A 24,718-nucleotide genomic window follows, 5' to 3' on the forward strand; every position below is an offset into this window, starting at 1 on the left:
ATGCGTATTGCCTTAGGTTTTTTACTCTCGTGGGTGTGCCTGGCCGAGGTCGCACAAGCTGCCCAGGACAAGGTAGTGGTCAGTGGTACCGTCCCCTCCGAGGCGACAAGGGCGCAGGTGCTATCGCGTTTGCGTGACCTCTACGGTGCCGAGCGTGTGACCGACCAAATTGAGGTGGGTAATGTCGTAGCACCTGCCAACTGGGATCAGTATGTCTTGAAGATGCTTAACCCAAATCTCCGGAATATTTCTGCCGGAAAGGTCCAGGTGGAAGGCAATCAGATCCGTATCAGCGGTAATGTGAAGAACGAGGCTTTGCGCCAGGAGGTCACCAGTACATTGGCCAGTTCCTTCAACCAAACCTATCAGGTGCATAACACTCTGCAGGTCAGTTCAGGGCAGCAGGCGCTGGATGAAACGCTGGGCCAGCGTACCATTGAGTTTGAAAGCGGGAGCGCGATTCTCACAGCCAAAGGCCGCATCGTGCTGGATGAGATGGCAAAAGTGATACGCGAGTTGAACAATGCTCGGATTGCGATCATTGGCCACACGGACAACGTTGGGTTGCGTGAAAGCAATATCGAGCTCAGCTTGGCGCGTGCGGCCGCGGTGCGTCAGTACCTGATCGGTAAGCAGATCGAATCCAGCAGTATGTCGGTGACAGGCAGCGGCCCGGATGCACCGATCGCCGACAACAGCACGGTTGAGGGGCGCAGTAAAAACCGGCGAATCGACTTCAAGATATTGAATTGATCAACACTTAACGGTGAGCGTTATCCGTTTGGTGCGCCAAATAGTAATGCAGGGCGAGGAATCGCTTGCGTGTTTCATACTCAAATACGCGGATAGCCAGTCCGTTCGCTAGTCTGGCAAGCGAAGCTGGCCGGAGCTGCAACTTGAACACATAAGTCAACTCCGAAGTGCCGTCGCCCAAGTCGCGGTGGCGCATTGTCGCAGCCCACCACGCGAATGGACCGCTGGGCTCCACCAGCACGGCTGACGCCAGCTCCGAGGTGCGGTAATTTACGAATCGCGTGCGCATGGATAGACACCGTTTCAAGCCCCGTCCTTGGTTGTAGCTGATAGCGCCGATGTAGGGATGGCTGCCGCCACCTTCGATCTCGGCGCGAGACAACAAGGTGTCCCATTTCAGGCGTACTTGATGGTTATGAAAAGCCTCAAACGTAGCCTCCCCGGTGGCGGGCATGGTAAGTACGATGCGTCCTCGCATATTCATTTATCCCGAGTCAGGCTGACTTGTCTGTTGGCGTGCGTTGTGGAGGGATCCTGCTTGGATCGACTGAACGCCTCGATACCCAGCCGTCGCCTACGTTTAAGGACCGCTCCGCTGGTCACTCCGGCCAATCGGGCTATCACGCTGTCGGATTGAGTACCCAGCAACGCATCCAAGCCTTCCAAGCGCGATGGCTGTCGACTGCGTTGGGATTTGATTCCAAGTTTAGTGCGCCGAAACGTTACAGCCGACTTCGTGACGCCAGCGATATGAGCCACGAGCTGGTCGGACAACACGCCTAACAAGCAATCGTATTTGGTGATACGACTCGGCGTTCTACTGTTATACGAGGCGATACCCAAGTTGCGCCGGCGCTTGTTGACTGCCCCCTGAGTAACCTGTGCCAGCTTGGCGATTCTCGCGTCTGGTTGGGTTCCCAAAAGCGTGTCGAATTTGTACAGTTCGCTCCTGTTTTTCATCGGCATTCACCATCACATTCACTGGTGGATGGCGGCTTGTAGCCAGGGCCATTTACAGAATAACGGTGGGTAGGCGGGCGGCAGGCAATCCTCCAGGACTTTTGCCAGAATCACCAACAACAGCAGTGCGATACCCGAAACTGTCAGGTAGTGGAGCGGGAGCAGGCGTTCGTTGGAGGGCTTTTTGCGGTTGAAGTGGATGGGAGTGTTCATTTGCAAATCTCTTATTGTCTAGTGACTGCTTCATGCGTTGGGCGCCTACAATTTCGGCGCGGATTGATCCGGGCTCCATTGCCAGAAGGTGGTGCCGTAGTTGCTGTCCTCGATTGCCGGAAAGGGGGCACCTTGCTGGATGTAGCGTCTAGAGTTAGTTTTGGCTGGCGTGAACCACCAACCGGATGTCGGGCAGAGTTCGCCGGCGGTTTTGCGTAAGGCGGGCTCGGGAGGGGCAGGTTGTGCTTTTTCTAACGTGGCGGCTTTTGCCACGCTGTCCATGCTCGGCACAGGGACGCCGCTGACCATGGAGGGATTTTGGTAACTGTCCAGGATTGGCAAGCCAATGGCTCGTGCCTGCTCTTCGAGTTCAAAACGGTAAAGCAAGGAGTCCATCAAGGAAGCAGCATATTTGATTCTGGTTGCTTCGTTAGGATGGCTGGCGCCGCTAAGACTGGCGGAGGTTCTAATGATTATCTGCACACTGTCAAATATGGGTGTTTCAGATCCTTCTTCTCGGCTTCCTGGGCTATAACGAAGTTTCAATAGCATGCCGTCCGCATGCCACTGCCATGTGAACCCCCCTTGGAGGTTTTGCCAGTCTTCCCACGTCAGGCGATAATCAGGGTCGGCCAAAAAAGTGGAGGTTAGTTTTAGGTCTGCAATATTTGGTTTTTTTAAATGACCATCCTTAAAATAATAGGTTGCGCGGCCGATCAGGCGGGGATCACTAGGCATGATGAATCGTTGCCAGCCTGCTGTCAGAATGCTGTCCTGAATGCCGTTTATCAATGCATAGACTTGGCTGTCATAAGCTTCAATCTCTGGGGTATGTGGGCCTTTAAATAGGGGGCCATCTGGCAAGTCGATACGCATGTTGACTTCATCTACACCGTGATCGTCGCTAGCATTGTCATAGAAAAGCACGGTATAGGCGGGAGGGAAAAGCAATCCTAGTTTGGTGTGTTTAAGTTGGTATCGAACATTGCTGGTGCGATAGAAGAGCACACTGCTTACGCCAGAGCTTGAAATGGGGAATTCAGCGCGATTAATAATGTCATTGCCTTTTTCTCCCAAAGCGAACTCCAATATCGGCGTTTTCATTAAAGATTTCCTGTCAGCTGTAGGGGCGGAGTTCGAAGGTATGTAAACGATAAAAAGGCGTGCGAGTATTGTCAGTATTAGCAGTAGGCCTATTCCAGATGTCCAAAAAATAGTGCTGCGGAGCATTATTAGGCTTCCTTCCATGCTGCAATCACGTTCATTTGCTTCATCATGTACAGTCGGAACTGGCCATCAAAATCACGACCCTGCGTCATTAATTTATGATATTGGTCGAGTATTTCTTGAACGTATTTCATGCGTTCCTTTGCGCTGTAAAGCTTGCCGTCTTTAAGTTCCATAGTGATAGTGGTGTCGTTTCCGGTGAGGCCGAATTTTTCTAGCTCTCGTACTTCAATCTCCCGGGTAATCATCGGTGCTGCGTTGAATACCAGTGAAGGATCCTTGGCGCCGAGCAAGTTAAATAGCTGTCGCCCTAAATCGTTGTTGTCGATAGCGAATTTGAATTCGGCATGATCATAAACGACCGCTTGTAAGTGATGGTTTTGTTCGTGTGCCAGGAAAAATTCGGCACTACTAAAGGCTAGATCTTCTTTGAGTGCTGAGTCGTGAGTCGTTTCATACGCTCTGATCTGGCGGAATCCATTTTTCAGGTCCTCCGTCGCTTTACACTGCTTCATTTCAATCAGCGCACCTTTACCGTCAGTCAGATTCATCTCCCAATTCAGCTTTCTTATATCGAATACATACATATTCTTTTCAAGATTCCTGCGCAAGGAGGTGTTCTCCCCTAAAGCCCAGGGCATCAATCGCATCTTCTCGGCGATCACCGGGTCATACGTGGCAATATTGCGGCAATCCACGTCGCGGAAAAACACGTCACGCCCAAGTTTCCGCCAATAAAGCATCCACGGCGTGACTTCTAAAAACACCCAAAAATTACCCTTAAGCAAATAGTAGTAAGTAATACGCGACATGAGGCGGGCTTGTCCGACCACGGAATCGAATTTACTTTCGGCAAACTCAATGCCGTCCACCACTTGCTTGGCGGCAAATGCGGCTAGCCCGGCCCAATAAAAGCGTCCTTGGAATTCAGTGCCTTCATCGTTTAGAAAAAGTTGCGCGTAATTCCCGGCGGTTCGTTTGGCACGCCTTAAGGCCTTGGGTATCAGGACATTGTTTTCTGCGAGCAATTTAATGCTGTCCGCTTGGACGCTGGACCATAAATCGCAGCAGGTCACTACGGCATCTTCGGTCGCACCGGGCTCCGCGCGGGTATGCGCCTGTTTCAGGGACCGACCTTTGACGTAGCTAACGCCTTCTTGCGTGTCGACAATCCGGGATGCGGTCATCGCCTATCTCCGTGCTTGTTGCTCAAAAGGAATCGTCTTCGACCTTAATTTGCGGGTAGCTCATATGCACCTGGGCGGGCTCTGGCTGCGCGGCAAAGTGTCGACGGGTTTGAGCCGTGGCATCGCTGATCGCTCGACTGCGAAGGTCCCCCGCGCGGATATCAAGGATTTGATCGATTTCGGGTAAGGGGGCGCCGGCAGCATCTTTCAGAATGAAGGCAAGTTCGGTGGCGCCTTCGCTCTGTGACATGACGTCGAGGTTGAGGGTGTGTTTGGCGCCGCCCAGCAACGGATGCTCACTACCCTTGACACTGAACTGTCCCGGACAGGCAAAGGTGATATCGCCACCTTGCAACGTAATACTCGCCGACCCGGCTTGCAGGACGATTCGGGTCTTGGCGATCAGGTCGATCCTGCCTGCGCTGGCGGTGAAGGTTGCCGCTTGATCGGCCAACACCTCCATCCGGTCAGTGTGCGCCTGCAGGCTGATCGCACCTGTTTGCGCCACGACCTTAGCGCCACCTTTAGCGGTGTACCACTGCAGGTTGCCACCACTGACGCCGGTGACGGAGTGAGCGGCGCTCAGGTGCAGCTCCTGTTGGCTGGTCACCTGTATCTGTTGCCCTGCGTACACGGCACTACTGGCGGGTGTGGCGCTCGTCAAATGATCCGGGGTTTCCAGCACCATATGCGGCGCGCTGAAGCGCTCCACGGATTGTCCGTTGTCGCGCTGAGTGGTGCTTTGGCCATTGACCTGGGCGGGATACTGCGCGCCTTTGCGCGGGTTCAACTCATCGGCTAAGGCTTGTGGCCCGGCGTGGGTTGCCATGATGCCTGGCTGAGCTTGCTGCGCGGCCTGGCTCAACCGTTCGGCGGTGTTCACGGCGCCGTAGAGTTGGTCGAGCGCATCGCTCATCTGCATCTGAGTGGCCTTTGCGCCAGTCTGAAGGCTGGCGGACAGGAGCAGGCCTTCAGCCGCTCGAACCTGCCCCCATCCTTGGGTGGTCTGATGGAAGCCCAGCCCCTGATAAATACTGCGCTTGCTGCCTTCACTGGCAATGGCGTACCCCAGGGTGAGCGAGCTGCGTGCGGTTTCATTCCCTAGCTGCTGACGCAGTTGGCCTTGGGCGTCATCCAGTTGCCAATGGCTGGCGGGCTGGCCATCCAAGGCGACGGTCTCTACTCCACTGATGGTGCCGGGGTGGTTGGCGGCGGCGTCGATTCCGGCGCTGAAGGGGGCCGTGGCGTCGCCGTTGTACACCTGTGCAATGACCACCGGTTGGTCAATATCGGCATGCGTATAGCTGATCAGCACTTCACTGCCGATACGCGGTGTGAAGTGCTGACCAAAGTTCGCCCCGGCCAGGGCTTCGGCGACACGGACCCAAGTCCCCGATGTTTCATTACCGGGCGCATGTGCGTTGTCTTGCAGGCCGCCGGGCAGGGGGCTTTCACCGCGTTGCCAAAAAAACTGTACCCGCACCTGGTGATCACGGTTGCTGGTGAGGGTGTGTTTTGGTACGCCGACGACGGTGGCTGTTTGTACACCGGGGGCCTGGGGACGCGGGAGTCGGTCTGGCACGATCGGGACAGTGGGTGCAGCCGCGAGGAAGTGGTTGTTGTAGAGACCTTGTTCCAGTTCCGGTTGCCCCGCTCGGTGCGCAAGCGGCAGGCCGAGGTTATTGGTTGCGACGTGTCGGATCTGCCGGCAAACCAAGGGCAGGGCACCCAACTGCGGATGATGGTCCAAGGTGTAGCGAACACCCAGTTGCAGCGGCCGTGTTGCGCTGTCTCCTTCGTAGCCGTGGCAGCTTAGACGGCGCGCACTTAACAGATGGGTAGCGGCCAGGTGTGCCTCGTTCTGCGCATGAAAAATGGCGCAGGCAATTGCCTCATACACCTCCAGTTCAGGCACCACGGGCCCTTCGCTGATGGCGTCGTCCGCGGACCCGCTCAACCCCAGCAGTTGTTCCGGGTTCCAGGCGCAGGTGGTCGCGGTATCACTGGAGATCTGACGCTGCTCGCTCAGCCGACGAATACCGTCATCCGCTTGCGGCGTGTCTTCGCGGGAAAAGCTCAAGGTTCCCCCGTCCGGCCATGGGTAGTCGCGGTCGATAATCACCAGCCTGGCGCTCTTCTTCGCGTTGGCTGCGTGTTCAAAGTAGAAACTCAAACCTTCTTCGGACAATAGCCGGCAGACAAACTCATAGTCCGTCTCACGGTATTGCGTGCATAACGCACGTCTTGGCAGCAGTTGCGTCACGCGCGCCTCCCACTGCGCTTGTGGGTAGTCGGCAAAAATGCGCGTCACGATCTCCAGGGCATCCAGGTCCTGGAAGATCCGTGTGTTGCGGCGCGGCTTGAGTAGGCTCAGCCAAGTCCCGATGTGCAGTCGATAGTGTGCGATACCACCGTCGCTGTCGTGTTGCTCTGCACTGATCACGGTGCCTTGCCAACTGCGCGGCTGACCATCGAGCTGCGCGAGTTGCAGACACAATACCGTGCCCGGTAACCGCGCTAGGTCCAGCACGGCGCAGGGGCTGATACAGTCGAGGGTGAAGGCAAGTTCTTCGTTTATGGCTTCGAGGCCTTCCCAGCGCTCCACCACCAAGGCATCGGGCAGAACCGTTTGCACCTGCAGAAGCCGGTTATGCTGCGAGAGCAATGAAGACCAGTCGGTGGCATCCATGTCAGCCGGTGAGCGCATGTGTAGCTCCTTCAGGGTAGGGTGATGGTCAGGCTGGCCGTGCGTGTGGGGAGCTGGATCACGTTGTCGAGCAAGGCCATGTGTTGCTGCGTTTCGGTTGAAAGCGTCATGCTGAAGGCGGTAAAGCTGATTGCCCCAACAGCCCCCAATACTAAGGCGGGTGTCCACAACGGAACCTGTCGACGCAGGAGGTGCACGACACGATCAGGCGAGGCCCAGCGGGGAGCGAAGGCGGTACGTTTGCCTTTGAGAAACGCCAATTCGTCACCCAACCGTGCCGTTAGATAGCTCAGCTGTTCCGATCCTTCCAGGCGATATTTGCCTTGGAAGCCCAGCAGCAGGCACAAGTGATAGACCTCCAGTGACTGCAAGCGAACCGCACCCTTACTGCGCAGGTCCTCCAGGTAGTTGAAGAATTTGTCTCCCGCTAACTGGTCACCGAACATCGAAAGCTGCATCGGGTTGAGCTCCCACTGGTCACGGAACGGGCAGTCGGAAGCGGAGAGAATCAGCTCGTCAATCGTTGCGCAGAACGCGTATTTGGCCGCGTGGATGTCTTCGTTTGCGATACTTGCTGCCGTCGCAGCACTCTCCATTCGGGTAAAGAAGTGCTTGATTGCTGCGCTGAACGCTTGCTGGTGTTCAGGCACTTGACGGCGTTGAATCAACAGCAGCAGATAGAAGCCGTCGGACATCAGGTCGATCAGGCGCTGGGGCGAGTTGCTTGCGTAGCTACTAGAGGGTTCTGTCGGGGCAAGCATGTGAGGTGCGTTGGTATAGGTCATGGCAGCAGGGCTAGCAGTTCAAGTTTCAATTCGCTGAGGCCGTTGGGGATGTACACCGTGACGGTCTGGCTTTTCAGCATGTGTTCGTACAGAGCCCCACGGGGCTCAAGGGCGAAATACAGCATGCCCGGCCGCACAGGGATCGCCGACGGAGGCACGGGGGTGTAGGTCAAGGTCACACCGGGCATGGAGGAGGTGACGAGCTTTTCAACCGTATCCGGCGAGCCAATTTTTACCGTGCGCGGCACGATTTCAGCGAGTTCTACGCCAGCCTTTTCAGCGCTGACGCCTAGGTAGAGAGTGCTGTTGCCGTCAATTCGCTCGTTGTCCAGGCGGCCTTGGTGATACGCCGGTTTCACTTGGGTGAGCGCAATGCTGAAGTAACGCGCGGAAATCACGGTGTCCACCAAGCTGTGAATCACGGCGAACAGGGTGTTGAAGCCGGGTGCCGGGTGACTATGGTCGTAAGGCGGTAAATCAGCCAGGCGATAGGTTTTAGAAAATGTCAGCAGGGCGCCGGCCAGGCGCAGCAGTTCCTGATGCACGCGTTCGGGATGCAGGCCAGGGTGCTTGAACAGGTGAGAAAGGCTGGCGCATGCCGTATTGCTGGTGTGCAGCAACCAGAATGAGGCGATATCTCCCGCGCGAAATTCAACGATATTCTGCGAGGGCTCGCGGTGGGTTTCCTGCATGACCTGGGCCTTGGCATCAAGGGCTTCAAGCAACTGTCGTAACTTGATCTGCAAGCCGGGCATGGCGGCCAAATTGACGGAGGGGGGCATGTACTGGTCGTCCACCTCAAACCCGCCATTACTGCTGCGTTTCACGCGGACCATAGGAATAACTTCAAACGCGTCCTGTGCCTGGTCTTCCGTCAGCAAGCGAACGGCGGGAGCAAGGAAAGCGATTTCGCTTTCTTCCGAATCAGTGAACAGATCCGGAGTCTGCTCGTTGTTCTGGGCATAACGACCAGCGCTTGTGGCCAGGTCGCTGACGGCAAGGTTGCGTCCGTAGGGGTTCAGGCGGGGCAAGGCCAGGTAAACGATGATCTCAGACACTCCCAGGGGTAAGTCCTGAAGCGTGAGCGCCGTTGGCAGTGTGGCGCCTTCCGGCGCGCAATACAGTTCGCCCCCTGGGAACACGGCGGACACTTCCAGCACGCGCAAAGTGCCTTGCGCCAGGCTCCCCTTGTCGAGTGTCAGCTGTTGAATCCCCCAGGCATAAGGCTGCAACAACTGACTCATCTGGCTCAACCTTGCCTCGTGATAGCGATCTTGTTGCTGAAAGAGCTGCGGGCGCAGGAATAGTCCTTCGCCCCACAGGATTTTGGCGTTATGACTCAATGGAGGAGCTCCTTGCAGGGCGCTGCGGATGGGGGTCTCACGCTCATTGGTGACTCGGGCATCTGACGGTGGCCAGGGTTTCGGTGGCGCCCGTGGTGTTGATCAGCGCTCCTTGCGTGGAGGTCAGCGCGCAGGCATGAACGCCCACGGTGATGCCGGTGGGTGCCGAAGCGTTGGCGTCGTACGCAAAGCGCCAACGCCGCTCGGCGGGCTCGCGGAAAAACGCCACGATGCCGATGTAGGCGGCACCGTTTTCCAACTTCTCGTTGAGTTCGTAATGCTGCTCGGGCTGTAACAACATTTCTCGCGAGTTGACGAGGTCTGAACCCAGGGCTCTGAGCTCCTGAGTGTCGTCCAGGAAGCTGTCGAAGGGCGTCTGTTCAAAGCGCTCTGTGGCACGCAAGTGATAGATCTTGATGACTTGGGCCAGCGGTTTTTTATGAGTGCCTTGATTGAGATTAGCGGCCGCATGAATGCGCAGAGGGACCAAGGGCGTCTGCTCTACTTGTTGTTCGTTACTTGAGCATCCCGTTAATAGAAGGGCCCCTATTAGGCATAGGATGTCGGCGATCCTCCTAACTTTTGTGCGAGAGACGCTGAAGCGGATTTTACATTTTCTTAGAGTTTTCATTAGTTAAGTGGCTCTTGAAACTAAGAAAGTTGGGGCGGCGGTACGGTGTAACTAGTTGGTTGGGATGTCGCCGTTCATAAAAGCTTCCCTGTATGCGCACGTAGCAGATGGGTCATTCGCATTGCACAGGAAAATTCCTATTTAAGTCTTGGTTGCAGTCGAGTTAAGCGCAATTTGAGAGTTTTGCCCGTTTTGGTCAAGCATTACGGGTGGTTTTGTCTGTTTTAACTTCTTTCAAGTGGGCGTTTACGATTCATTTTGTAAGATGTTTTTTCTTACTTTGTGGGAAATTTCACTTTATAAAGGTTCCGTAAAAAATCGTACGAATTTGTTTGCAAGCGCTTTTTTGTTGTTATACGGTTTGAGCTCTTACGGGCGCCGGTTAATGATTCGTCCGGCGGCAAGAGAATAAATGAAGTGATAAGCATAGGACTAAGAAGTTCATCCTGGAGGGATAGCTGTGCGTGCGATTCTTATTGTGGCAGTTTTTTTATTGTTGGCAGGCTGTGCAATGCAATCTGCACAAGACTCCGTACCGACATTTGAACACTTGATGTTTAAAGCGGATGAGCGCATTCAAGCGCGAAACTTTGAGGCGGGTAGGAAGTTGCTGTCGGAGGCGGCCGCCATGGAGCCTACGCGCAAAGAGCCTTGGTTGCGCCAGGCTGAGCTGGAGTTTGAGGCTGAAAATTATGGCGCTGCGATTCTGGCCTCACAGGAGGTTCTGCAGCGCGATGCGGCGAACGCACGAGCAGACGCCATCCTGACTGTGTCGGGCTTGCGCGTAGCGGTGCAGTCGTTGGGAAGGCTGCGTGATGAGAAAGACGTAAACGGCCCTGTGCACCAAGAGGCACAAAAGCTCGCGACGAGGTTGCGCGAAACCTTGGGCGCCAAGGCATTGCTGCCCAAAGCCAAGGCTGCGGCACGCAAGTCGGCGGCGGCACCCGCGAAGGCTGCGCCAGCGCCGTCGAACTCCAATCCGTTCTCCAGCCTGCCGGGCATGAATTGAACGTGACTCCTTAAGTAAGTATTTGATTGAGGCAGTGCCTGCTATGGCTAAAAAGGAAAGCGTGCAAAAGCGCCTGCAAAAAGTGCGGGCGCCAAGGATCCAACTGACCTACGACGTTGAGATCGGCGATGCCATCGAGCAAAAGGAGTTGCCCTTTGTGGTCGGTGTGCTCGGGGATTTTTCCGGCAGTCCGGAAACACCTCTGGCCCGTCCCAAGGATCGCAAGTTTGTTTCGCTTGATCGGGATAATTTTGACGAGGTCATGGCGGCGATGGCACCGCGGGCGACCTATCGGGTGGCCAATGCGCTGACGGGGGAAGGTGAGTTTGGTGTGACTTTGAACTTTCAGTCACTGGAAGACTTCGGACCAGAGGCTCTTATTCTCCAGGTGCCCGCCCTGCATAAGTTGCATGAGGCGCGCAGCAAGCTGGCGGATATGCGCAACAAAATCTCGACCAACGAGACCCTTGAGGATGTGCTCGGCGATGTACTGAAAAACACCGAGCAAATGGCCACGATTCGTCGTGAATCCCAGGGGGACGCATGAACAGCGCAAAAGCGTCCAGTGATGTGAGTGCCCCACTGCTGAATGAAGGGGCGAGCCTGCTTGATCAGGTCGTTGAGCAAAGCAAGATCGCCAAGTCCGAATCGGAGCACCTCCGTGCACGTGACCTGATCGCCGAGTTGGTAGCTGAGGTCATGCAGGGGACTGTTGTAGTGTCGGAGAACCTTGCCCGTAGCCTCGATGCCCGTATTGCCGAGCTGGATCGGATGCTCTCGGAACAGCTTTCGCTGGTCATGCATGCCGCAGAATTTCAGAAGCTCGAATCCAGCTGGCGCGGCTTGCACCATTTGGTGACTGAGTCGACTACCGGGGCCATGATCAAAATCAAGGTCTTCAACGCATCGAAAAAAGAGCTGATGCGCGACTTCAAAGCTGCATTGGAGTTCGACCAAAGCTCACTGTTCAAGAAGATCTACGAGGAAGAGTTTGGCACCTTTGGTGGTGCACCGTTTGGTGCATTGATTGGTGACTATGCGATCACCCGTCAGCCAGAAGACCTGTACTTCCTTGAGCAAATGTCCCATGTCGCGGCTGCCGCCCACGCGCCATTCATAACGGCGCCTGCGCCTGAACTGCTTGGCCTGGAGAGCTTTGCCGACCTGGGCCGCCCGCGCGATATGGCCAAGGTGTTTGATACGGTTGAATACGCCAAGTGGAAATCCTTGCGCGACTCTGAAGATGCGCGCTATGTGGGCTTGGCGTTGCCGCGCTTCCTGGGGCGCCTACCGTACAACCCTATTGATGGTATCACCATTGACAGCTTCCCGTTCGTTGAGGATGTAGACGGTCGCGACCACTCCCGATACCTATGGTGTAACGCTGCTTATACCCATGGGGTGCGTCTTACGCAAGCGTTTGAGAACTTCGGATGGTGTGCCGCTATTCGAGGTGTTGAGGGTGGTGGTCTGGTGGAAGGGCTGCCGACTCATACCTTCAACACCGATGATGGTGAAGTGGCGCTCAAGTGCCCGACTGAAGTGGCCATCACTGACCGTCGTGAAAAAGAACTCAGCGATCTGGGCTTTATTTCCCTGGTGCATTGCAAGAACACCGATTACGCGGCTTTTTTTGGCGCGCAGTCATTGCAAAAGCCGCGTAAGTACAACACAGACGCGGCAAACGCCAACGCGCTGCTGTCCTCGCAACTGCAGTACATCTTCGCCGTGTCGCGGATTGCTCACTACCTCAAGTCGATGATGCGCGACAAGATTGGTAGCTTTGCATCGGTGTCCAGCGTTTCAACCTTTCTGAACACCTGGATCAGCCAATACGTGCTGCTCAATGACAACGCGAGCCAAGAGGCCAAAGCCCAATATCCCTTGCGTGAAGCGTCTATTCAGGTCTCCGAAGTGCCCGGTCGTCCTGGCGTATTCCGCGCCGTGGCGTTCCTGCGTCCCCATTACCAACTTGACGAACTGTCGGTGTCTCTGCGCCTGGTCGCTGAGCTGCCCGCGGGCGTTAAGGCATAGAGTGATTGCTACACCAACCCTCCCTAAAAAAGGACGAAGTAAATGAAAGACATCTACCTCAAAATTGGACAGCCGGATGTGAAGGGTGAGTCCCTGGATAAGGACCACGCGGATTGGTTGGAAATCGATTCCTGGGTGCATGAAATCCGCCAGCCAAAATCGTCAACGGCGTCTGCAACCGGTGGCAACACCGCCGAACGTTGCGAACACGATGCAATGGAGTTCACCAAGACGATGGATGTCACCAGTCCGCAGCTGTATGAGGCAGCGTCGAGTGGTACCACCTTCAAAGAAATCACCATTGAGTTCTTTAAGCGCGACGGTGAAGGTCAACGAGTGAAGTACTTGGCGATCGATCTGAAAAACGCCGTGGTAGCCAGCATCGCGCCCAAAGTTGTGGCGGGCCAGGAGCCTATGGAAACCTTCAAGTTGAAGTACGCCGCCGTGCAATGGCGTTACACCCAGAAAGCCAGTGGTGGCGGCCAGCAGGGCAACACTCAAGGCGCTTGGAGTTTGACCAAGAACGACAAGTCGTTCGCGGTCTGATTGATGCGTTAAGTCGGGCCATGACGTGGTCATGGCCTCGAACTATTTTTCTGAACATTTTCTGTATGGCTTTGGGTGAATATTTCCCGAGTCAAAGGACGACTTCTGCGTGAAAGGATACGAACTTAGCCTGCTGGAAAAGCTCTTCGATGAGGCGCCGCATAGCGTTGCCCAGGGCAAATTTACCCGGCACACGCTGGAGCAGTTCAAGGAGTCCGTTGCGCTGGATGTCGAGGCCTTGCTCAACAGTCGCCTGGTCATTGAGGAGGACGTTTTAAAGGCGTTCCCACATTGCCAGATGTCACTGATGACCTATGGCTTGCGTGATGTCTCAAGCCGCAGTTTGGCCAGTTCCGTGGACCGTGCCTTTATCTGCACGGCGTTGGAAAAAACCATCTCTCTGCATGAGACGCGCTTGAAGGACATTCGGGTATCGCTGGATCAACACCGACGTTCGGCAGGCGGCTTACGCTTCTCGATCAGTGCCATGCTCATTGTTCATCCCGCACGCGAACCAGTCAGCTTCGATGCATTGCTGCAGCCCAGTACGTTGCAGTATCGCGTCAGTAAAACCCGACGCCTGGCGGTGAGTGAATAAATGTCCATGGACGACCTTCTGCCGTTTTACGAGCGCGAACTTGCTTTTTTGCGCAGTTACTCTCGCCAATTTTCTGAGCGCTATCCGAAAATCGCCGGGCGGTTGCTGCTGGCCGGAGATGTCAGTGAAGATCCCCATGTTGAGCGCATGATTCAGTCGTTCGCACTGATGGGCGCACGCATCTCGAAAAAGATCGAGGACGATTACCCAGAATTTACCGAAGCATTGTTGCAAGTGCTGTACCCCCACTACTTACGCCCGTTCCCGGCTTGCTCGATTACCGAGTTCGACCTGGGGAGTGGTGCAGGGACATTGTCCGAATGCGTGACATTGCCGCGCGGCACTGAGCTGCTTTCCCGCCCTGTACGCGGGGTCGAGTGCCGGTTTCGCACGGTCTACAACGTGATTTTGGCCCCCTTGCGGATCGCTTCGGCGCGCTTCAGTCCCTTGGTTCAGGCGCCCCGTGCTGTGCAGTTGCCGCTCCAGGCCAGCGCTCAGCTCTCGATAACCTTCGAACTTCTGTCTTCGCATGCCTGCATCCAAGCACTGGGGCTGGACCATGTTCGTTTGTTTATCGACGGTGAGCCTTCGTTTTGCGCGGTGTTGCGGGATGTGCTGGCGCTGAATGTCGTGAAGGCCTATCTGGAATCGGGTGATAGCGGGCAATGGCAGGCACTCCCCGCGTCACCGATGAAGAGTGTCGGTTTTGCCGAGCACGAGGCGCTGATTGACTGGCCGGCGCGTGCGCATCCGGCCTATCGGTTGCTCACGGAGTTTTTCGCATTTCCAGAGAAATTTGGCTTCTTTGATTGTGATTTGAACGGCGCCCAAGGCCGGCGCTTCACGTTGCATTTATTGCTCGGCGACGTGCTCCCAGGTTCGACCGCTTCGCGCTTGCTGGAGGGGCTGTCGGCAGCCAACATACGCTTGCACTGCACGCCAGTGGTAAACCTGTTTCGACAGCGCGCGCGACCAATATTGGTGTCGCACCAGGCCGTTTCATACAACGTAGTTGGCGATCAGCAAGCGGCCTCTGCGTTTGAGGTGCATGCCATCGAATCGGTGACGCGTGCCACCGAAACAGCGGGTGGTAATTCAGTTAGCGAAATTCGGCCCTTTTATTCCTTGCACCATGGCGAATGTCTGGAGCGCAATGCCCTCTATTGGGTAGCGCACCGTGATGAAGATCTCGCGCGTAAAAGCCCTGGCCATGAACTGCAATTGACCATCGTCGATCCCGACATGGACCCCATCTCACCAGGCAGTTCGTCGTTAAGCCTGGAGCTCACGTGCAGTAACCGTAACCTCCCTGAGCAACTTGCTTACGGCGTGCCGAGTGGCGATCTACGAATGCCCGGTGGATCCCTAGCGCAGCGTATTTCGTTGTTGCGAAAGCCAACAGCGGCGGTGCGTTTTGCTTGTGATCGCGGAGCGCAATGGCGCTTGATTTCCCATCTGTCGCTCAATCACTTGTCGCTGGTTGAGGGCGGAGCCGCCGCCTTGCGCGAGATGCTCAAACTGTACGACTTGCAACGCTCAGCCACGACGGCCCGGCAAATCGAAGGTATTCACGAGTTGAGCCATCGCCCGGCTACCGCCTGGTTGCCAGGCAAATACTTCGCCAGCGTGGCGCGGGGCACTGAAATACGCCTGGTGATTGATGAGGAGAGCTTTGTCGGTATCGGCCTGCATATCTTTGCCCAGGTGGTAGATCACTTCTTTGGGCTTTACGTCCACGCCAATAGCTTCACGCAGTTGGTGCTGATATCCAAACACAGCGGTGAGGAGGTCCTTCGATGCCAACCCCGAAGCGGCGACTCGATACTGGTGTGATTGCGCAGATGGTCGAACACCCTTACCGCTATGAGTTTTTCCAGGCGGTTCGGGTGTTGGAACATCTGTTTATTGGCCAGGGTGAGCGCCCCGGCGAGGTAGTGGGTAAGCGTCTGCAATTTCATAACACCCTGACCTTGGGGTTTCCCGCCAGTGAAATTGAACGGATGGAGATGTTGGCGGATCTCCCCGAGCAGGGGCTGGAACGGGTGGAGCGTTGGCAGGCGTATTTTCAGGGTCATCTGGATTCGGTGTCACTCACGCCGGCGTTCTTTGGCTTGTTGGGCGGGCAGGGGGCTTTACCGTTGTCCTACACCGAACGCCTGGGGGAGCGGGAGGCCGTCCATCGTGATCGGGCAGCGCGAGCGTTTCTGGACATCTTCAGCAATCGCGCCACGGCGTTGTTCTACGGCGCCTGGAAGAAGTATCGGCTCGCCTTGCAATACGAATTGGACCGTCAGGGGCGTTTTTTGCCGCTGACCCAAGCGCTGTCCGGGTTGACTCAACGCTCCCTTTCCAATGATCCGGCGTCGGGCGGTGTCTGCGACCAGGCGTTCGGGTTCTACAGCGGTGCCATAGGTCATCGTCCGTTGTCGGCGGCTTATTTACAGCGCGTGCTCAGCGAATATTTTCAGGTGCCTGTACTAATCGAACAGTTTGTCGGCGGCTGGCATTCGGTGCCGGTGAGTCAGCGTTCCCACCTCGGCGCCCCTGGCTTGACGTTGGGGCGTAATGCGTTGGTCGGTGGCCGGGTCTGGCAGCGTGATTTACGCGTGCGCTTATGGATCGGGCCGCTGCTGCGCGAAACGTTTGATGACTTTTTGCCCGGTGCGAACGGCGCGAAGGCGCTGGCAACATGGCTGACGTTGATGGCGGGCAGCAGCCTGGAGTTTGAGGTTCGCCTGATATTGCAGGCTGACCAGGTGGGTGGGGTAGCCCTGTCGCCATCGGGCAGCAGGCGACTGGGCTGGGATGCTTTTCTGGTTACCGAGCACCAATCCATGAATCGGACCGACGTCCGTTACCGCATCACCACATTGCATTAACCCCTGGATCAACGCTGGCGGTTTGACCACGACTTTTCTCAAGGACGCAGGATGAGCACTTCACTGAAAACACTGATCTCCAAACTGAACTCCACGTGCCGTCAAGCCGCCGAACAGGCCGTCAGCCGTTGCCGGGCGCGTGGGCATTTTGAGGTGGAGGTTGAACACCTGCTGTTGGCCTTGCTGGAGCAGCGCCACAGTGACGTCTCAGTCATCATGAAGCGCAGTGGCTTGAGCCAGGAGACACTGGAATCGGAACTCAGCAAGGAGTTGGACACGTTACGCGACGGCAGTACGCGCACCCCAGTGTTCTCGACACAACTGCCGGTATGGCTGGAGAGTGCATGGCTGATTGCTTCTCTTGAGGCACAGGACGGCGCTATTCGCAGCGGTCATCTGCTGTTGGCATTGCTGACCCAACCGGCCTTGGCGCAAAGGGCGACCCGCAGCTCTACCATTCTGGCGAAGTTGTCGCCAGAGGACCTCAAGGCTCATTTTGACCGCTTCACAGAAGGCTCTCAGGAGTTGGATCACGTCAGCGATGTGGCCTGCATACCCGGTGCCGATGAAGGTGTCACTGTACAGGTAAAAACACCCGCTCTGGATCAGTTCACTACCAGCCTGACGCAGCGCGCCCGTGACGGCCATCTGGATCCGGTGATCGGGCGCGAGATGGAAATTCGCCAGGTGATCGACATCCTCATGCGCCGCCGGCAAAACAACCCGATCCTCACCGGTGAAGCTGGCGTCGGCAAAACGGCGGTTGCCGAAGGATTGGCGCACGCCATCGTCTCCGAGGATGTGCCCAGCGCATTGGTGGGTGTTGAGTTGTTGGCCTTGGACATGGGCTTGTTACAGGCTGGCGCCAGCGTGAAAGGCGAGTTTGAGCTGCGCCTGAAGAACGTGATTGAGGAAGTAAAAAAGCACCCGATCCCCATCATTCTGTTTATCGATGAAGCCCACACGCTGATCGGCGCCGGCGGCACCGCCGGGCAGAACGATGCCGCCAACTTGCTCAAGCCGGCCCTGGCGCGAGGTGAGCTGCGTACCTTGGCGGCTACCACGTGGTCTGAGTACAAAAAATACTTTGAAAAAGACGCCGCTCTGACCCGTCGTTTCCAGATGGTCAAGGTCGATGAGCCGTCCGAGTCGGTAGCAGCGGCTATGTTACGGGCGTTGGTGCCCCTGATGGAGCAACACTTCAACGTCCGCGTGCTGGATGAGGCGGTCACTGAGGCAGTGCGCTTGTCGCACCGCTATATCAGCGCCCGGCAACTGCCGGACAAGGCCGTCAGCGTGTTGGACACGGCCTGTTCACGAGTTGCCTTGAGCCAAGGTGTTCGGCCCGCAATGATTGCTGACCTTCAAAAACAGCTAGAGCAACTGGAGGTCCAGCGGCAGGCATTGAGCCGAGAACTCGCCAGTGGCGGTCAGCACGAAAAACACTTGAACGAACTGCAAGCCCACTCCGCGACACTGACTCAACAGTTAGATGAGGCCACTACGCTGTGGCAGCAAGAGTCAGTGTTGGTCCAACGTATTGCGCAACTGCGTGGCGAGTTGGAGGAGGGAATGCCGTCGGCCAATGCGTTGACGGCAGCGCGTAAAAAAGCTCCCATGCCACCGCAGCGCTTGGAATTAGCCCGAGCGATGGACGCCTTGGCCAAGGTGCAAGGGGATACCCCCTTACTGCCGTTGCAAGTTGACGCCAATGTCATTGCCCAAGTGGTGTCCGCGTGGACTGGCATACCCTTGGGAAAAATGGTCAAAGATGAAATTCGTACGGTTCGCACCTTGGGTGATGTGCTGCAGGCCCGGGTCATCGGTCAGCCCCATGCCTTGGCCTCTATCGCACAGCGAGTGCGCACTGCCCGCGCTTATCTTGAGGACCCGGACAAGCCCAAGGGCGTATTTCTGTTCGTCGGACCTTCCGGCGTTGGCAAGACGGAAACCGCCCTGGCTCTGGCCGATGCGTTGTACGGCGGTGAGCGCAAGCTGATCACCTTCAACATGAGCGAATACCAGGAAGCCCACAGCGTCTCAGGCCTCAAAGGCTCGCCCCCTGGCTATGTCGGTTACGGCGAAGGCGGGCAATTGACTGAAGCCGTGCGGCGCGCGCCCTACAGCGTGGTGCTGCTGGATGAAGTGGAAAAGGCCCATCCGGATGTGTTGGAGCTGTTCTACCAAGTGTTTGATAAAGGTGTGCTGGACGACGCCGAAGGGCGTGAAATCGACTTTCGTAACACATTGATCATCCTTACCAGCAATACCGCCTCGTCGTTGATCATGCAGGCGTGCCTCAACAAAACGCCCGATGAACTGCCGGGTGTCAAACAGTTGTCGGAGCTGATCCGCCCCACGCTATACAAGACCTTCAAGCCGGCCTTTCTCGGCCGCATGGACGTTGTGCCTTACTACCCGATCAATGATGACTCGCTGGCCGCGATTATCCGTTTGAAGCTGGACCGCGTTGGTCGCCGTGTCGAAGCCAATCACCAGGCCGAGTTTCATTACGACGATGCGCTGGTGGAGTCACTGCTGGTGCGTTGCACTGAAGTCGACATCGGCGCCCGTGCCGTTGACCAGATCATCAATGGCAGCCTGCTGCCTGAAATCGCCGACGCCGTCCTGGCACGAATGGCCGATAGGCAGACCTTGTCGCGAATCAAAGTCGGCGCTAATAAGCGCGGCTTTACCTACCAGATCAAATGAACACCGCCGGGAAGGATGACCTGTGACGTTCTCTACCGCATTGACGCAACAGCAGCGCCTTTTGCAACTGCACACCCCCTTGGGCGCAGACACGCTGGTCGCCGAATACCTCGACGGCTGGGAGGCGCTAGACCAGCAAGGGTACTGCTTGCAACTGAGTGCCTTGTCCGCGGACGGGCGTTTGCCCATTGAACAACTGGTCGGCGCACCGGTGTTGGTGCAGTTGCAGTGTGCTGACTCGCGCACGGACTTGCGGCCTTTTCACGGGCATGTCAGCCAATGCACACGCGTCGGCAGCAATGGTGGGTTGGCCCGTTATCAGTTACGGATCGAGCCATGGTTGAGCCTGTTGCGACACCGGCAAGACAGCTACGCCTTTCATGACCTGACCGTGATGGAGATTTTCGAGCAAATTTTCGGTTTCTATAGCAAGGGCGTGATTCAGCCGCAGTGGCGCTGGGCCCTGGAGGATCCGGGCGTGTACCGCAAGCGCAGCCTGACGACTCAATACCAGGAAAGTGACCTGGCGTTTGTGCAGCGGCTGCTGGCGGAGGAGGGCATTGCCTATCACTTTGAGCATCTGGGTGATGCCCAGGCCCCGAACTTGGGCAGTCATACCTTGGTGCTGACCGACAGCAACCGCAAACTGGCGCCGAATGCGCCGGTATCCGTGCGCTTTCATCGCAGCGACGCCACCGAGGCAGAGGACAGTGTTCAGCAATGGGCGGAAGAGCACCGCTGGATGGTGGGGCAGGTACAGCGCCAAAGCTGGGACTACCGCAGCAATTCATTGTTGTCAGGACACGCTCAGGGCGACACCGGCATCAGTGGATGTGTGGACCAGGACACCGCCGGCCCTTATGCCTGGACGGACACAGCCCAGGGTGAGCAGCGTGCACGCCAGCACCTGAATGCTCAGCAGGTTGCGCGTCGCCAAGTGCACAGCCTGGGGACATGGCGACGTTTGGCACCAGGGGCCACTCTATGCCTGAGTAACCACGACAGCGTGCAGGCGGACGAACCCATGCTGTGCATACGGGTGCACCATCAGGCCCGCAATAACCTGGATGCTCAGCTGCAAGCGGCGGTACTGGCAGGGCTGGGGCCTGTGCCCGACCAGCCGGAGGCGGTGTATTGCAACCACTTCACACTCATCCCCGCCAGTCACCCTTATCGACCGCAAACCCAAGACGGTCACGGACGCCGCCTGCATCCCATCCCAACCGTCCACGGTGCGCAGAGCGCCATTGTGATCGGCGACGGAGGCCCCGTGATGACCGATCGCGACCAACGCATCAAGGTGCAATTCCACTGGCAGCGCGGTGAACGCTCATCCAGCCATCGCCCCCATCCTCGTGCGACCGACAATGCGCCGGCAGACGCCCGTGTTGGCACTTGGGTGCGCGTGGCCGCGACCCAGGCCGGTGGCAATTGGGGGAGTGCCTGGGTGCCCCGGGTCGGGCAGGAGGTGCTGGTGGAGTTCCTCGAAGGGCAGATCGACCGCCCCGTGGTCATCGGCTCGCTGTACAACGGCCGGGGCCAGGCCGAAGCGGCGCATAACCAGATCGCAGGCGGTGCCTCCGGCAGTACCGGCAACGCACCGGCGTGGTTTCCCGGCAACCAACACGCCGGGGTACTCAGTGGCTGGAAAACCCAGGACCTGTCCACCAGCGCCACCGGCAGCGGCGGCTATCGACACCTGCAGTTCGACGACACCCCAGGGCAAAGCCGCGTCCAGCTCTACACCACCGATCAAGACAGTGGTCTGACGTTAGGGCACCTCAAACAGAACAAAGACAACCAACGCCTGGCTGACCGAGGCTATGGCGTCGAACTGCACACCCAGGCCCAAGGTGCATTGCGTGCCGGTACCGGGCTATTGCTGACGACGGAGCCGGCTGACCAGCAAATGCAGGCCAAGGGTCTGTTGGCCGAGCTGGAAAAAGCCCAAGGCCAAGTGGATCAATTGGCCGACAACGCCAGACAGCAGAAGGCCGGGCTAGCCAGCGACGGCAAGCAGTTGCCCACCAGTGAAGCCCTGCAGAACAGCCAGGAAAGTCTGAAGGCGACACAACAGGGAACCGCGTCAGGCACGGGCATTGGCGGTGGCGAGGGGCAAGTGGCGGCGTGGAGCAAGCCGCTGCTCGCGCTCTATGGCCAAGCGGGCGTGCTCAGTTTGACCCCCAAGCACCAGATCTGGGCGACGGGTACTCAATGCCTACTCAACGCCGGCGCGGACATCAACTTCACCGCCCAAGGCCACACCGCCTTTCTCGCGGCTCAAGGCCTGATGCTGTTTACCCGTGGCGCAGGGGGCGACAGTCGCCCCATTGCGAACACCGGCATCGCCCTGCACGCCGCCAGCGGCGCGGTCAGCGTGCAAGCGCAGAGCGACAAGATCCGCATGGCGGCACAACAGAACATTCGCCTGGTCAGCACCCAGGGCAACGGGCTTGTACAGGGCAAAGAGCAGGTGCTGTTGAGTGTGCAGGGCGCGACCGTTCGGCTGGTGGGGGGCAACATTGAGATTCATGCGCCGGGGACGGTGACGTTCAAGGCGCAGCGGCACGCCTTAACGGGCCCGAAGAGTGGTGCTCCTAATCCAGCAGTGTTGAACAAAGGGCGGTTCACGGGTTGCGAGTTCAAAAATAGCGAAGCGGACATGTCGGGTGCATCTGTTGTTTAGGGAAAGGGAGGCCTCTGTGAACGAAACAGAGATCAGCGGGATCAAGGACCTGCTGTTTAACAAGGTGGCTTCATACCCCAACACCTACGTATTGCTGGATATGGCGCGTCCTCATGCATTGGATCAAGTTGTGCGGGAGCGGGCGCAAGACAATATGGCGTATTTGAAACATTCCGACTTTGCTGAGCAACCTCAAAAAGCACCGGTACTGGTGAGATTAGAAGGGCGTCACGATGATTTGTTGGACGCTAGCGTTGACCTAGCAATACAGCAAACGATGACTTCTGACTGTCGCCTACGGCAGGTGGCTGGATGGCTATCTTCCTCGCTGTCCCCCCAGCCGTTGGCCAGCCTGCTGAGTTCAAAGCTCAAGCTGCTCCACGGCAGCGGTACGGCCCGACTGCGGTTCTATGATCCTCGAGTGATGGCACAACTTCCTGTTGTCTTCGATAAGCCGCAGTTGATGCAACTCGAGAGCGGTGTCGAGCAGTGGATCTATTTGGATGAAGGGGCGCAGCTGCAGCAAACGGTATATCCCTCACTTGCACCAATAAGTCGAGCACCGTTCCTGGCTAATGCCGAACAGTGGTCAGCATTAAAGCAGATTGAAGTGGTGAACTCGGCAGTTCATATGCTCCGGACGTTGGGTTGTGCCTATGAGCCTGACTGGATCACACAAATAACTCTTTTAGTCCGGCGCGCGGTTGAACAAGGCTTCAAGGGACAAGTGGAGCAAGCCACTTACGCAGTTTTCGGAGTTTGGTTGCATCGCAGTTTTGACCAGCACTCTCGAATTCGTCAGGTACTGGAGGACGCTCGAAAAGTGGGATCTACCTTTGGGGAGGCGATGGGGTCGGTGAGTGGCGATGAACTTCTACGTCTCAAACATGAAATGGAGCACGCTCATGCAGGCTAGTTTCTCCAGCCCTTCAATGTGCCAGTTGCGAGCTTTTTTGAATGGATTAGAGGGGGCGATAGTGAGCAAATCCAAGGTGGCCACTTTCCTGGCGAAAAACTTCAGGTGCGTGCGGATACAGGCGCATTACCCAAGTATCGGTCAGGCCACTCATTGGATGATCTTGCTATGAGCAATCCAATAATCAACGCGAGTCAAAACTCAATGGTGCCGTGTAGGCCTGGCAAGTGCAATTTTTGCAACAAGCAGGGGTTGCTGATTTTCCCGCTGAGGCATTCGGCTTTTTGTAGCGACAGCCCGATGTTGTTGGACAAGGTCGCGGTGGTGGCGCTGGGCGAGTCGTTTGACTTCCCCCAAGTGCGCTTCAGTGCGCGGATGCTGCGCAAGAGTTACCTGTGTGTGCTGGTCGAGCGTAACGGCCTGAAGACCTGGCAGTCGTATTTTGTCACTGACGATGCGCGGCTCTATCAATTCGCCCCGCTCTACCCACCCGCCCCAAGCCTGACGTTCAGTTGCTCCCGAGATGCTAACGCGCCCTCGACCTCGGCGGTCAGTATTGAAAAGCCGGAAGAGGTCAACAACACCTATTGGCTGTACACGCCTGACCCCTTGTCCAAAGCCAAGCTGGATGAGTACGAACAGTCCGCGGCGGCATTTTCAAACGAAGAGAAAATGCAGTACTTCAGCCCTGCGGACTGGGTTAACGGCAACCGTCACCAACCCTTCAGCCTTGAGCCGCAGGCCTTGGCCCAATGGGTACTGGAATATAAAGCGTTGGGCATCACCGCTACGGCGGCGACTCAGGACGCTGCGCCGACGCAGTTGGCCGCACGTTCTCCGGCCCTGCTCAATGCACTGAGTCAACAGGCCTATCCACCACTGTGTCCATCGGATGCATTGGACAGTGGGCGTCTGATCTCATCACATATCCGTCTTGTAGCATTGCGGGATGCGCTGGAGCGAGACCAAGGCGCTGCCCTGGTGCTACGTGATGCGATCGGTGTGACCCAGGAGCTGAACGCCTGGCGTAATGCGGCGCTCGAAGGGGCGGAGCCCTGGCTGAATGAAGAGCAGGACGGCGCCACCAATCACTGGCGTGTTCAGGTTGCGTTGCGGCTCAAGGATGTACGCGAGGGAATCCGTGAACACCGGAAAAAAAAAGCCGATGAAAGCATCGATGATTGGGCCTACACCAGTCATACCGAAGACACATTGCAAGGCCTGTTTCCGGACACCAACAAGGAAGCGCGTGAAGACTACATCGTCCGAGCACGCAACCGCGCCAGTCTGAGAATGACTGAAGTCGAACTGTATGCGGAGATGGTAAAAGTCCGCGCAGAGGCCCAACAGCGTTACCCCGAACCTGGCGTCGCGGCGCGTGAAAGCATGCGCGAGACAGGCAAGGCTATGACTCGTCAGCAAATAGGCGAGGAGACGATCGCCCAGCGCAAACAACGTGCCGGTGAGCAGGCGCTTAAGCTGTTTGATCAACTTGACATGAATGAGGCGGACTCAGTACTGGCGCAGTTCGA

General features: G+C 56.9%; 20 protein-coding genes. 12 read left to right on the forward strand and 8 right to left on the reverse strand.

The window, feature by feature from the left end:
* Nucleotides 1–753, forward strand: a complete 753-nt coding sequence (locus AC1RAC_RS26385) for an OmpA family protein (RefSeq protein ID WP_054921256.1) — start codon at nucleotides 1–3, stop codon at nucleotides 751–753.
* 7 nt (nucleotides 754–760) lie between these two features.
* Here the strand turns inward: AC1RAC_RS26385 and AC1RAC_RS26390 are convergent, their stop codons facing one another.
* From AC1RAC_RS26390 to tssJ, 8 genes are all read right to left on the reverse strand, one after another.
* Complete coding sequence (locus AC1RAC_RS26390; protein WP_371262634.1) at nucleotides 761–1,231, reverse strand: hypothetical protein; 471 nt, start codon at nucleotides 1,229–1,231, stop codon at nucleotides 761–763.
* Nucleotides 1,232–1,731: 500 nt separating this feature from the next.
* Complete coding sequence (locus tag AC1RAC_RS26395; RefSeq protein ID WP_054921249.1) at nucleotides 1,732–1,926, reverse strand: hypothetical protein; 195 nt, start codon at nucleotides 1,924–1,926, stop codon at nucleotides 1,732–1,734.
* A 45-nt stretch (nucleotides 1,927–1,971) separates the two neighbouring features.
* Nucleotides 1,972–3,030: a hypothetical protein gene (locus AC1RAC_RS26400; protein ID WP_492617119.1), complete on the reverse strand. Its 1,059-nt coding sequence runs from the start codon at nucleotides 3,028–3,030 to the stop codon at nucleotides 1,972–1,974.
* Nucleotides 3,031–3,158: 128 nt separating this feature from the next.
* Nucleotides 3,159–4,340 (reverse strand): DUF2515 family protein, encoded by a 1,182-nt coding sequence (locus tag AC1RAC_RS26405; RefSeq protein WP_072448485.1) that lies wholly within the window; start codon nucleotides 4,338–4,340, stop codon nucleotides 3,159–3,161.
* Nucleotides 4,341–4,362: 22 nt separating this feature from the next.
* Nucleotides 4,363–7,047, reverse strand: a complete 2,685-nt coding sequence (locus AC1RAC_RS26410) for a type VI secretion system Vgr family protein (RefSeq protein WP_072448486.1) — start codon at nucleotides 7,045–7,047, stop codon at nucleotides 4,363–4,365.
* An 11-nt stretch (nucleotides 7,048–7,058) separates the two neighbouring features.
* On the reverse strand, nucleotides 7,059–7,832 hold the full coding sequence (gene icmH, locus AC1RAC_RS26415) for a type IVB secretion system protein IcmH/DotU (RefSeq protein ID WP_054921239.1): 774 nt from the start codon (nucleotides 7,830–7,832) through the stop codon (nucleotides 7,059–7,061).
* On the reverse strand, nucleotides 7,829–9,175 hold the full coding sequence (gene tssK, locus AC1RAC_RS26420) for a type VI secretion system baseplate subunit TssK (RefSeq protein WP_054921237.1): 1,347 nt from the start codon (nucleotides 9,173–9,175) through the stop codon (nucleotides 7,829–7,831). The genes icmH and tssK overlap by 4 nt, the downstream gene beginning before the upstream one ends.
* Before the next feature lie 43 nt (nucleotides 9,176–9,218).
* Nucleotides 9,219–9,806, reverse strand: a complete 588-nt coding sequence (tssJ, locus tag AC1RAC_RS26425; RefSeq protein ID WP_083544083.1) for a type VI secretion system lipoprotein TssJ — start codon at nucleotides 9,804–9,806, stop codon at nucleotides 9,219–9,221.
* Between the two features lie 460 nt (nucleotides 9,807–10,266).
* On the opposite strand from tssJ, the gene AC1RAC_RS26430 reads away from it, so the two are divergent.
* From AC1RAC_RS26430 to AC1RAC_RS26480, 11 genes are all read left to right on the forward strand, one after another.
* Entirely contained in the window at nucleotides 10,267–10,815 is a 549-nt protein-coding gene (locus tag AC1RAC_RS26430; protein WP_139271541.1) for an outer membrane protein assembly factor BamD, read from the forward strand.
* A 43-nt stretch (nucleotides 10,816–10,858) separates the two neighbouring features.
* Nucleotides 10,859–11,362 (forward strand): type VI secretion system contractile sheath small subunit, encoded by a 504-nt coding sequence (gene tssB / locus AC1RAC_RS26435; RefSeq protein ID WP_054921230.1) that lies wholly within the window; start codon nucleotides 10,859–10,861, stop codon nucleotides 11,360–11,362.
* Nucleotides 11,359–12,849 (forward strand): type VI secretion system contractile sheath large subunit, encoded by a 1,491-nt coding sequence (tssC, locus tag AC1RAC_RS26440; RefSeq protein WP_054921228.1) that lies wholly within the window; start codon nucleotides 11,359–11,361, stop codon nucleotides 12,847–12,849. Before tssB ends, tssC begins: the two co-directional genes overlap by 4 nt.
* Nucleotides 12,850–12,891: 42 nt before the next feature.
* Complete coding sequence (locus tag AC1RAC_RS26445; RefSeq protein WP_054921225.1) at nucleotides 12,892–13,395, forward strand: Hcp family type VI secretion system effector; 504 nt, start codon at nucleotides 12,892–12,894, stop codon at nucleotides 13,393–13,395.
* 109 nt (nucleotides 13,396–13,504) lie between these two features.
* A complete protein-coding gene (gene tssE / locus AC1RAC_RS26450) occupies nucleotides 13,505–13,993 on the forward strand; it encodes a type VI secretion system baseplate subunit TssE (RefSeq protein WP_054921223.1) in 489 nt (162 codons plus the stop codon).
* A 6-nt stretch (nucleotides 13,994–13,999) separates the two neighbouring features.
* Nucleotides 14,000–15,826 carry a type VI secretion system baseplate subunit TssF gene (gene tssF / locus AC1RAC_RS26455; RefSeq protein ID WP_054921285.1) on the forward strand — a complete coding sequence of 609 codons (1,827 nt, stop codon included), beginning with the start codon at nucleotides 14,000–14,002 and terminating at the stop codon, nucleotides 15,824–15,826.
* Complete coding sequence (gene tssG, locus AC1RAC_RS26460; RefSeq protein ID WP_054921222.1) at nucleotides 15,790–16,872, forward strand: type VI secretion system baseplate subunit TssG; 1,083 nt, start codon at nucleotides 15,790–15,792, stop codon at nucleotides 16,870–16,872. Before tssF ends, tssG begins: the two co-directional genes overlap by 37 nt.
* 51 nt (nucleotides 16,873–16,923) lie before the next feature.
* Complete coding sequence (gene tssH / locus AC1RAC_RS26465; RefSeq protein ID WP_492617120.1) at nucleotides 16,924–19,584, forward strand: type VI secretion system ATPase TssH; 2,661 nt, start codon at nucleotides 16,924–16,926, stop codon at nucleotides 19,582–19,584.
* A 22-nt stretch (nucleotides 19,585–19,606) separates the two neighbouring features.
* A complete protein-coding gene (locus AC1RAC_RS26470) occupies nucleotides 19,607–22,270 on the forward strand; it encodes a type VI secretion system Vgr family protein (RefSeq protein ID WP_492617121.1) in 2,664 nt (887 codons plus the stop codon).
* A 16-nt stretch (nucleotides 22,271–22,286) separates the two neighbouring features.
* Nucleotides 22,287–23,186 carry a DUF4123 domain-containing protein gene (locus tag AC1RAC_RS26475; RefSeq protein ID WP_054921215.1) on the forward strand — a complete coding sequence of 300 codons (900 nt, stop codon included), beginning with the start codon at nucleotides 22,287–22,289 and terminating at the stop codon, nucleotides 23,184–23,186.
* A 105-nt stretch (nucleotides 23,187–23,291) separates the two neighbouring features.
* Nucleotides 23,292–24,718 (forward strand): T6SS effector BTH_I2691 family protein (locus tag AC1RAC_RS26480; RefSeq protein WP_492617122.1); only part of this gene is annotated, 1,427 nt, incomplete at its 3' end.

The sequence above is a fragment of the Pseudomonas sp. GW823-FHT02F05 genome, from assembly GCF_058797315.1.

What these genes read in the sequence shown, in the direction of transcription:
- AC1RAC_RS26385 (WP_054921256.1), top strand. Translation starts at nt 1, where the DNA reads ATGCGTATTGCCTTAGGTTTTTTACTCTCGTGGGTGTGCCTGGCCGAG.
- AC1RAC_RS26390 (WP_371262634.1), bottom strand. Translation starts at nt 1,231, where the DNA reads ATGCGAGGACGCATCGTACTTACCATGCCCGCCACCGGGGAGGCTACG.
- AC1RAC_RS26395 (WP_054921249.1), bottom strand. Translation starts at nt 1,926, where the DNA reads ATGAACACTCCCATCCACTTCAACCGCAAAAAGCCCTCCAACGAACGC.
- AC1RAC_RS26400 (WP_492617119.1), bottom strand. Translation starts at nt 3,030, where the DNA reads ATGAAAACGCCGATATTGGAGTTCGCTTTGGGAGAAAAAGGCAATGAC.
- AC1RAC_RS26405 (WP_072448485.1), bottom strand. Translation starts at nt 4,340, where the DNA reads ATGACCGCATCCCGGATTGTCGACACGCAAGAAGGCGTTAGCTACGTC.
- AC1RAC_RS26410 (WP_072448486.1), bottom strand. Translation starts at nt 7,047, where the DNA reads ATGCGCTCACCGGCTGACATGGATGCCACCGACTGGTCTTCATTGCTC.
- icmH (WP_054921239.1), bottom strand. Translation starts at nt 7,832, where the DNA reads ATGACCTATACCAACGCACCTCACATGCTTGCCCCGACAGAACCCTCT.
- tssJ (WP_083544083.1), bottom strand. Translation starts at nt 9,806, where the DNA reads ATGAAAACTCTAAGAAAATGTAAAATCCGCTTCAGCGTCTCTCGCACA.
- tssB (WP_054921230.1), top strand. Translation starts at nt 10,859, where the DNA reads ATGGCTAAAAAGGAAAGCGTGCAAAAGCGCCTGCAAAAAGTGCGGGCG.
- tssC (WP_054921228.1), top strand. Translation starts at nt 11,359, where the DNA reads ATGAACAGCGCAAAAGCGTCCAGTGATGTGAGTGCCCCACTGCTGAAT.
- AC1RAC_RS26445 (WP_054921225.1), top strand. Translation starts at nt 12,892, where the DNA reads ATGAAAGACATCTACCTCAAAATTGGACAGCCGGATGTGAAGGGTGAG.
- tssF (WP_054921285.1), top strand. Translation starts at nt 14,000, where the DNA reads ATGGACGACCTTCTGCCGTTTTACGAGCGCGAACTTGCTTTTTTGCGC.
- tssG (WP_054921222.1), top strand. Translation starts at nt 15,790, where the DNA reads ATGCCAACCCCGAAGCGGCGACTCGATACTGGTGTGATTGCGCAGATG.
- tssH (WP_492617120.1), top strand. Translation starts at nt 16,924, where the DNA reads ATGAGCACTTCACTGAAAACACTGATCTCCAAACTGAACTCCACGTGC.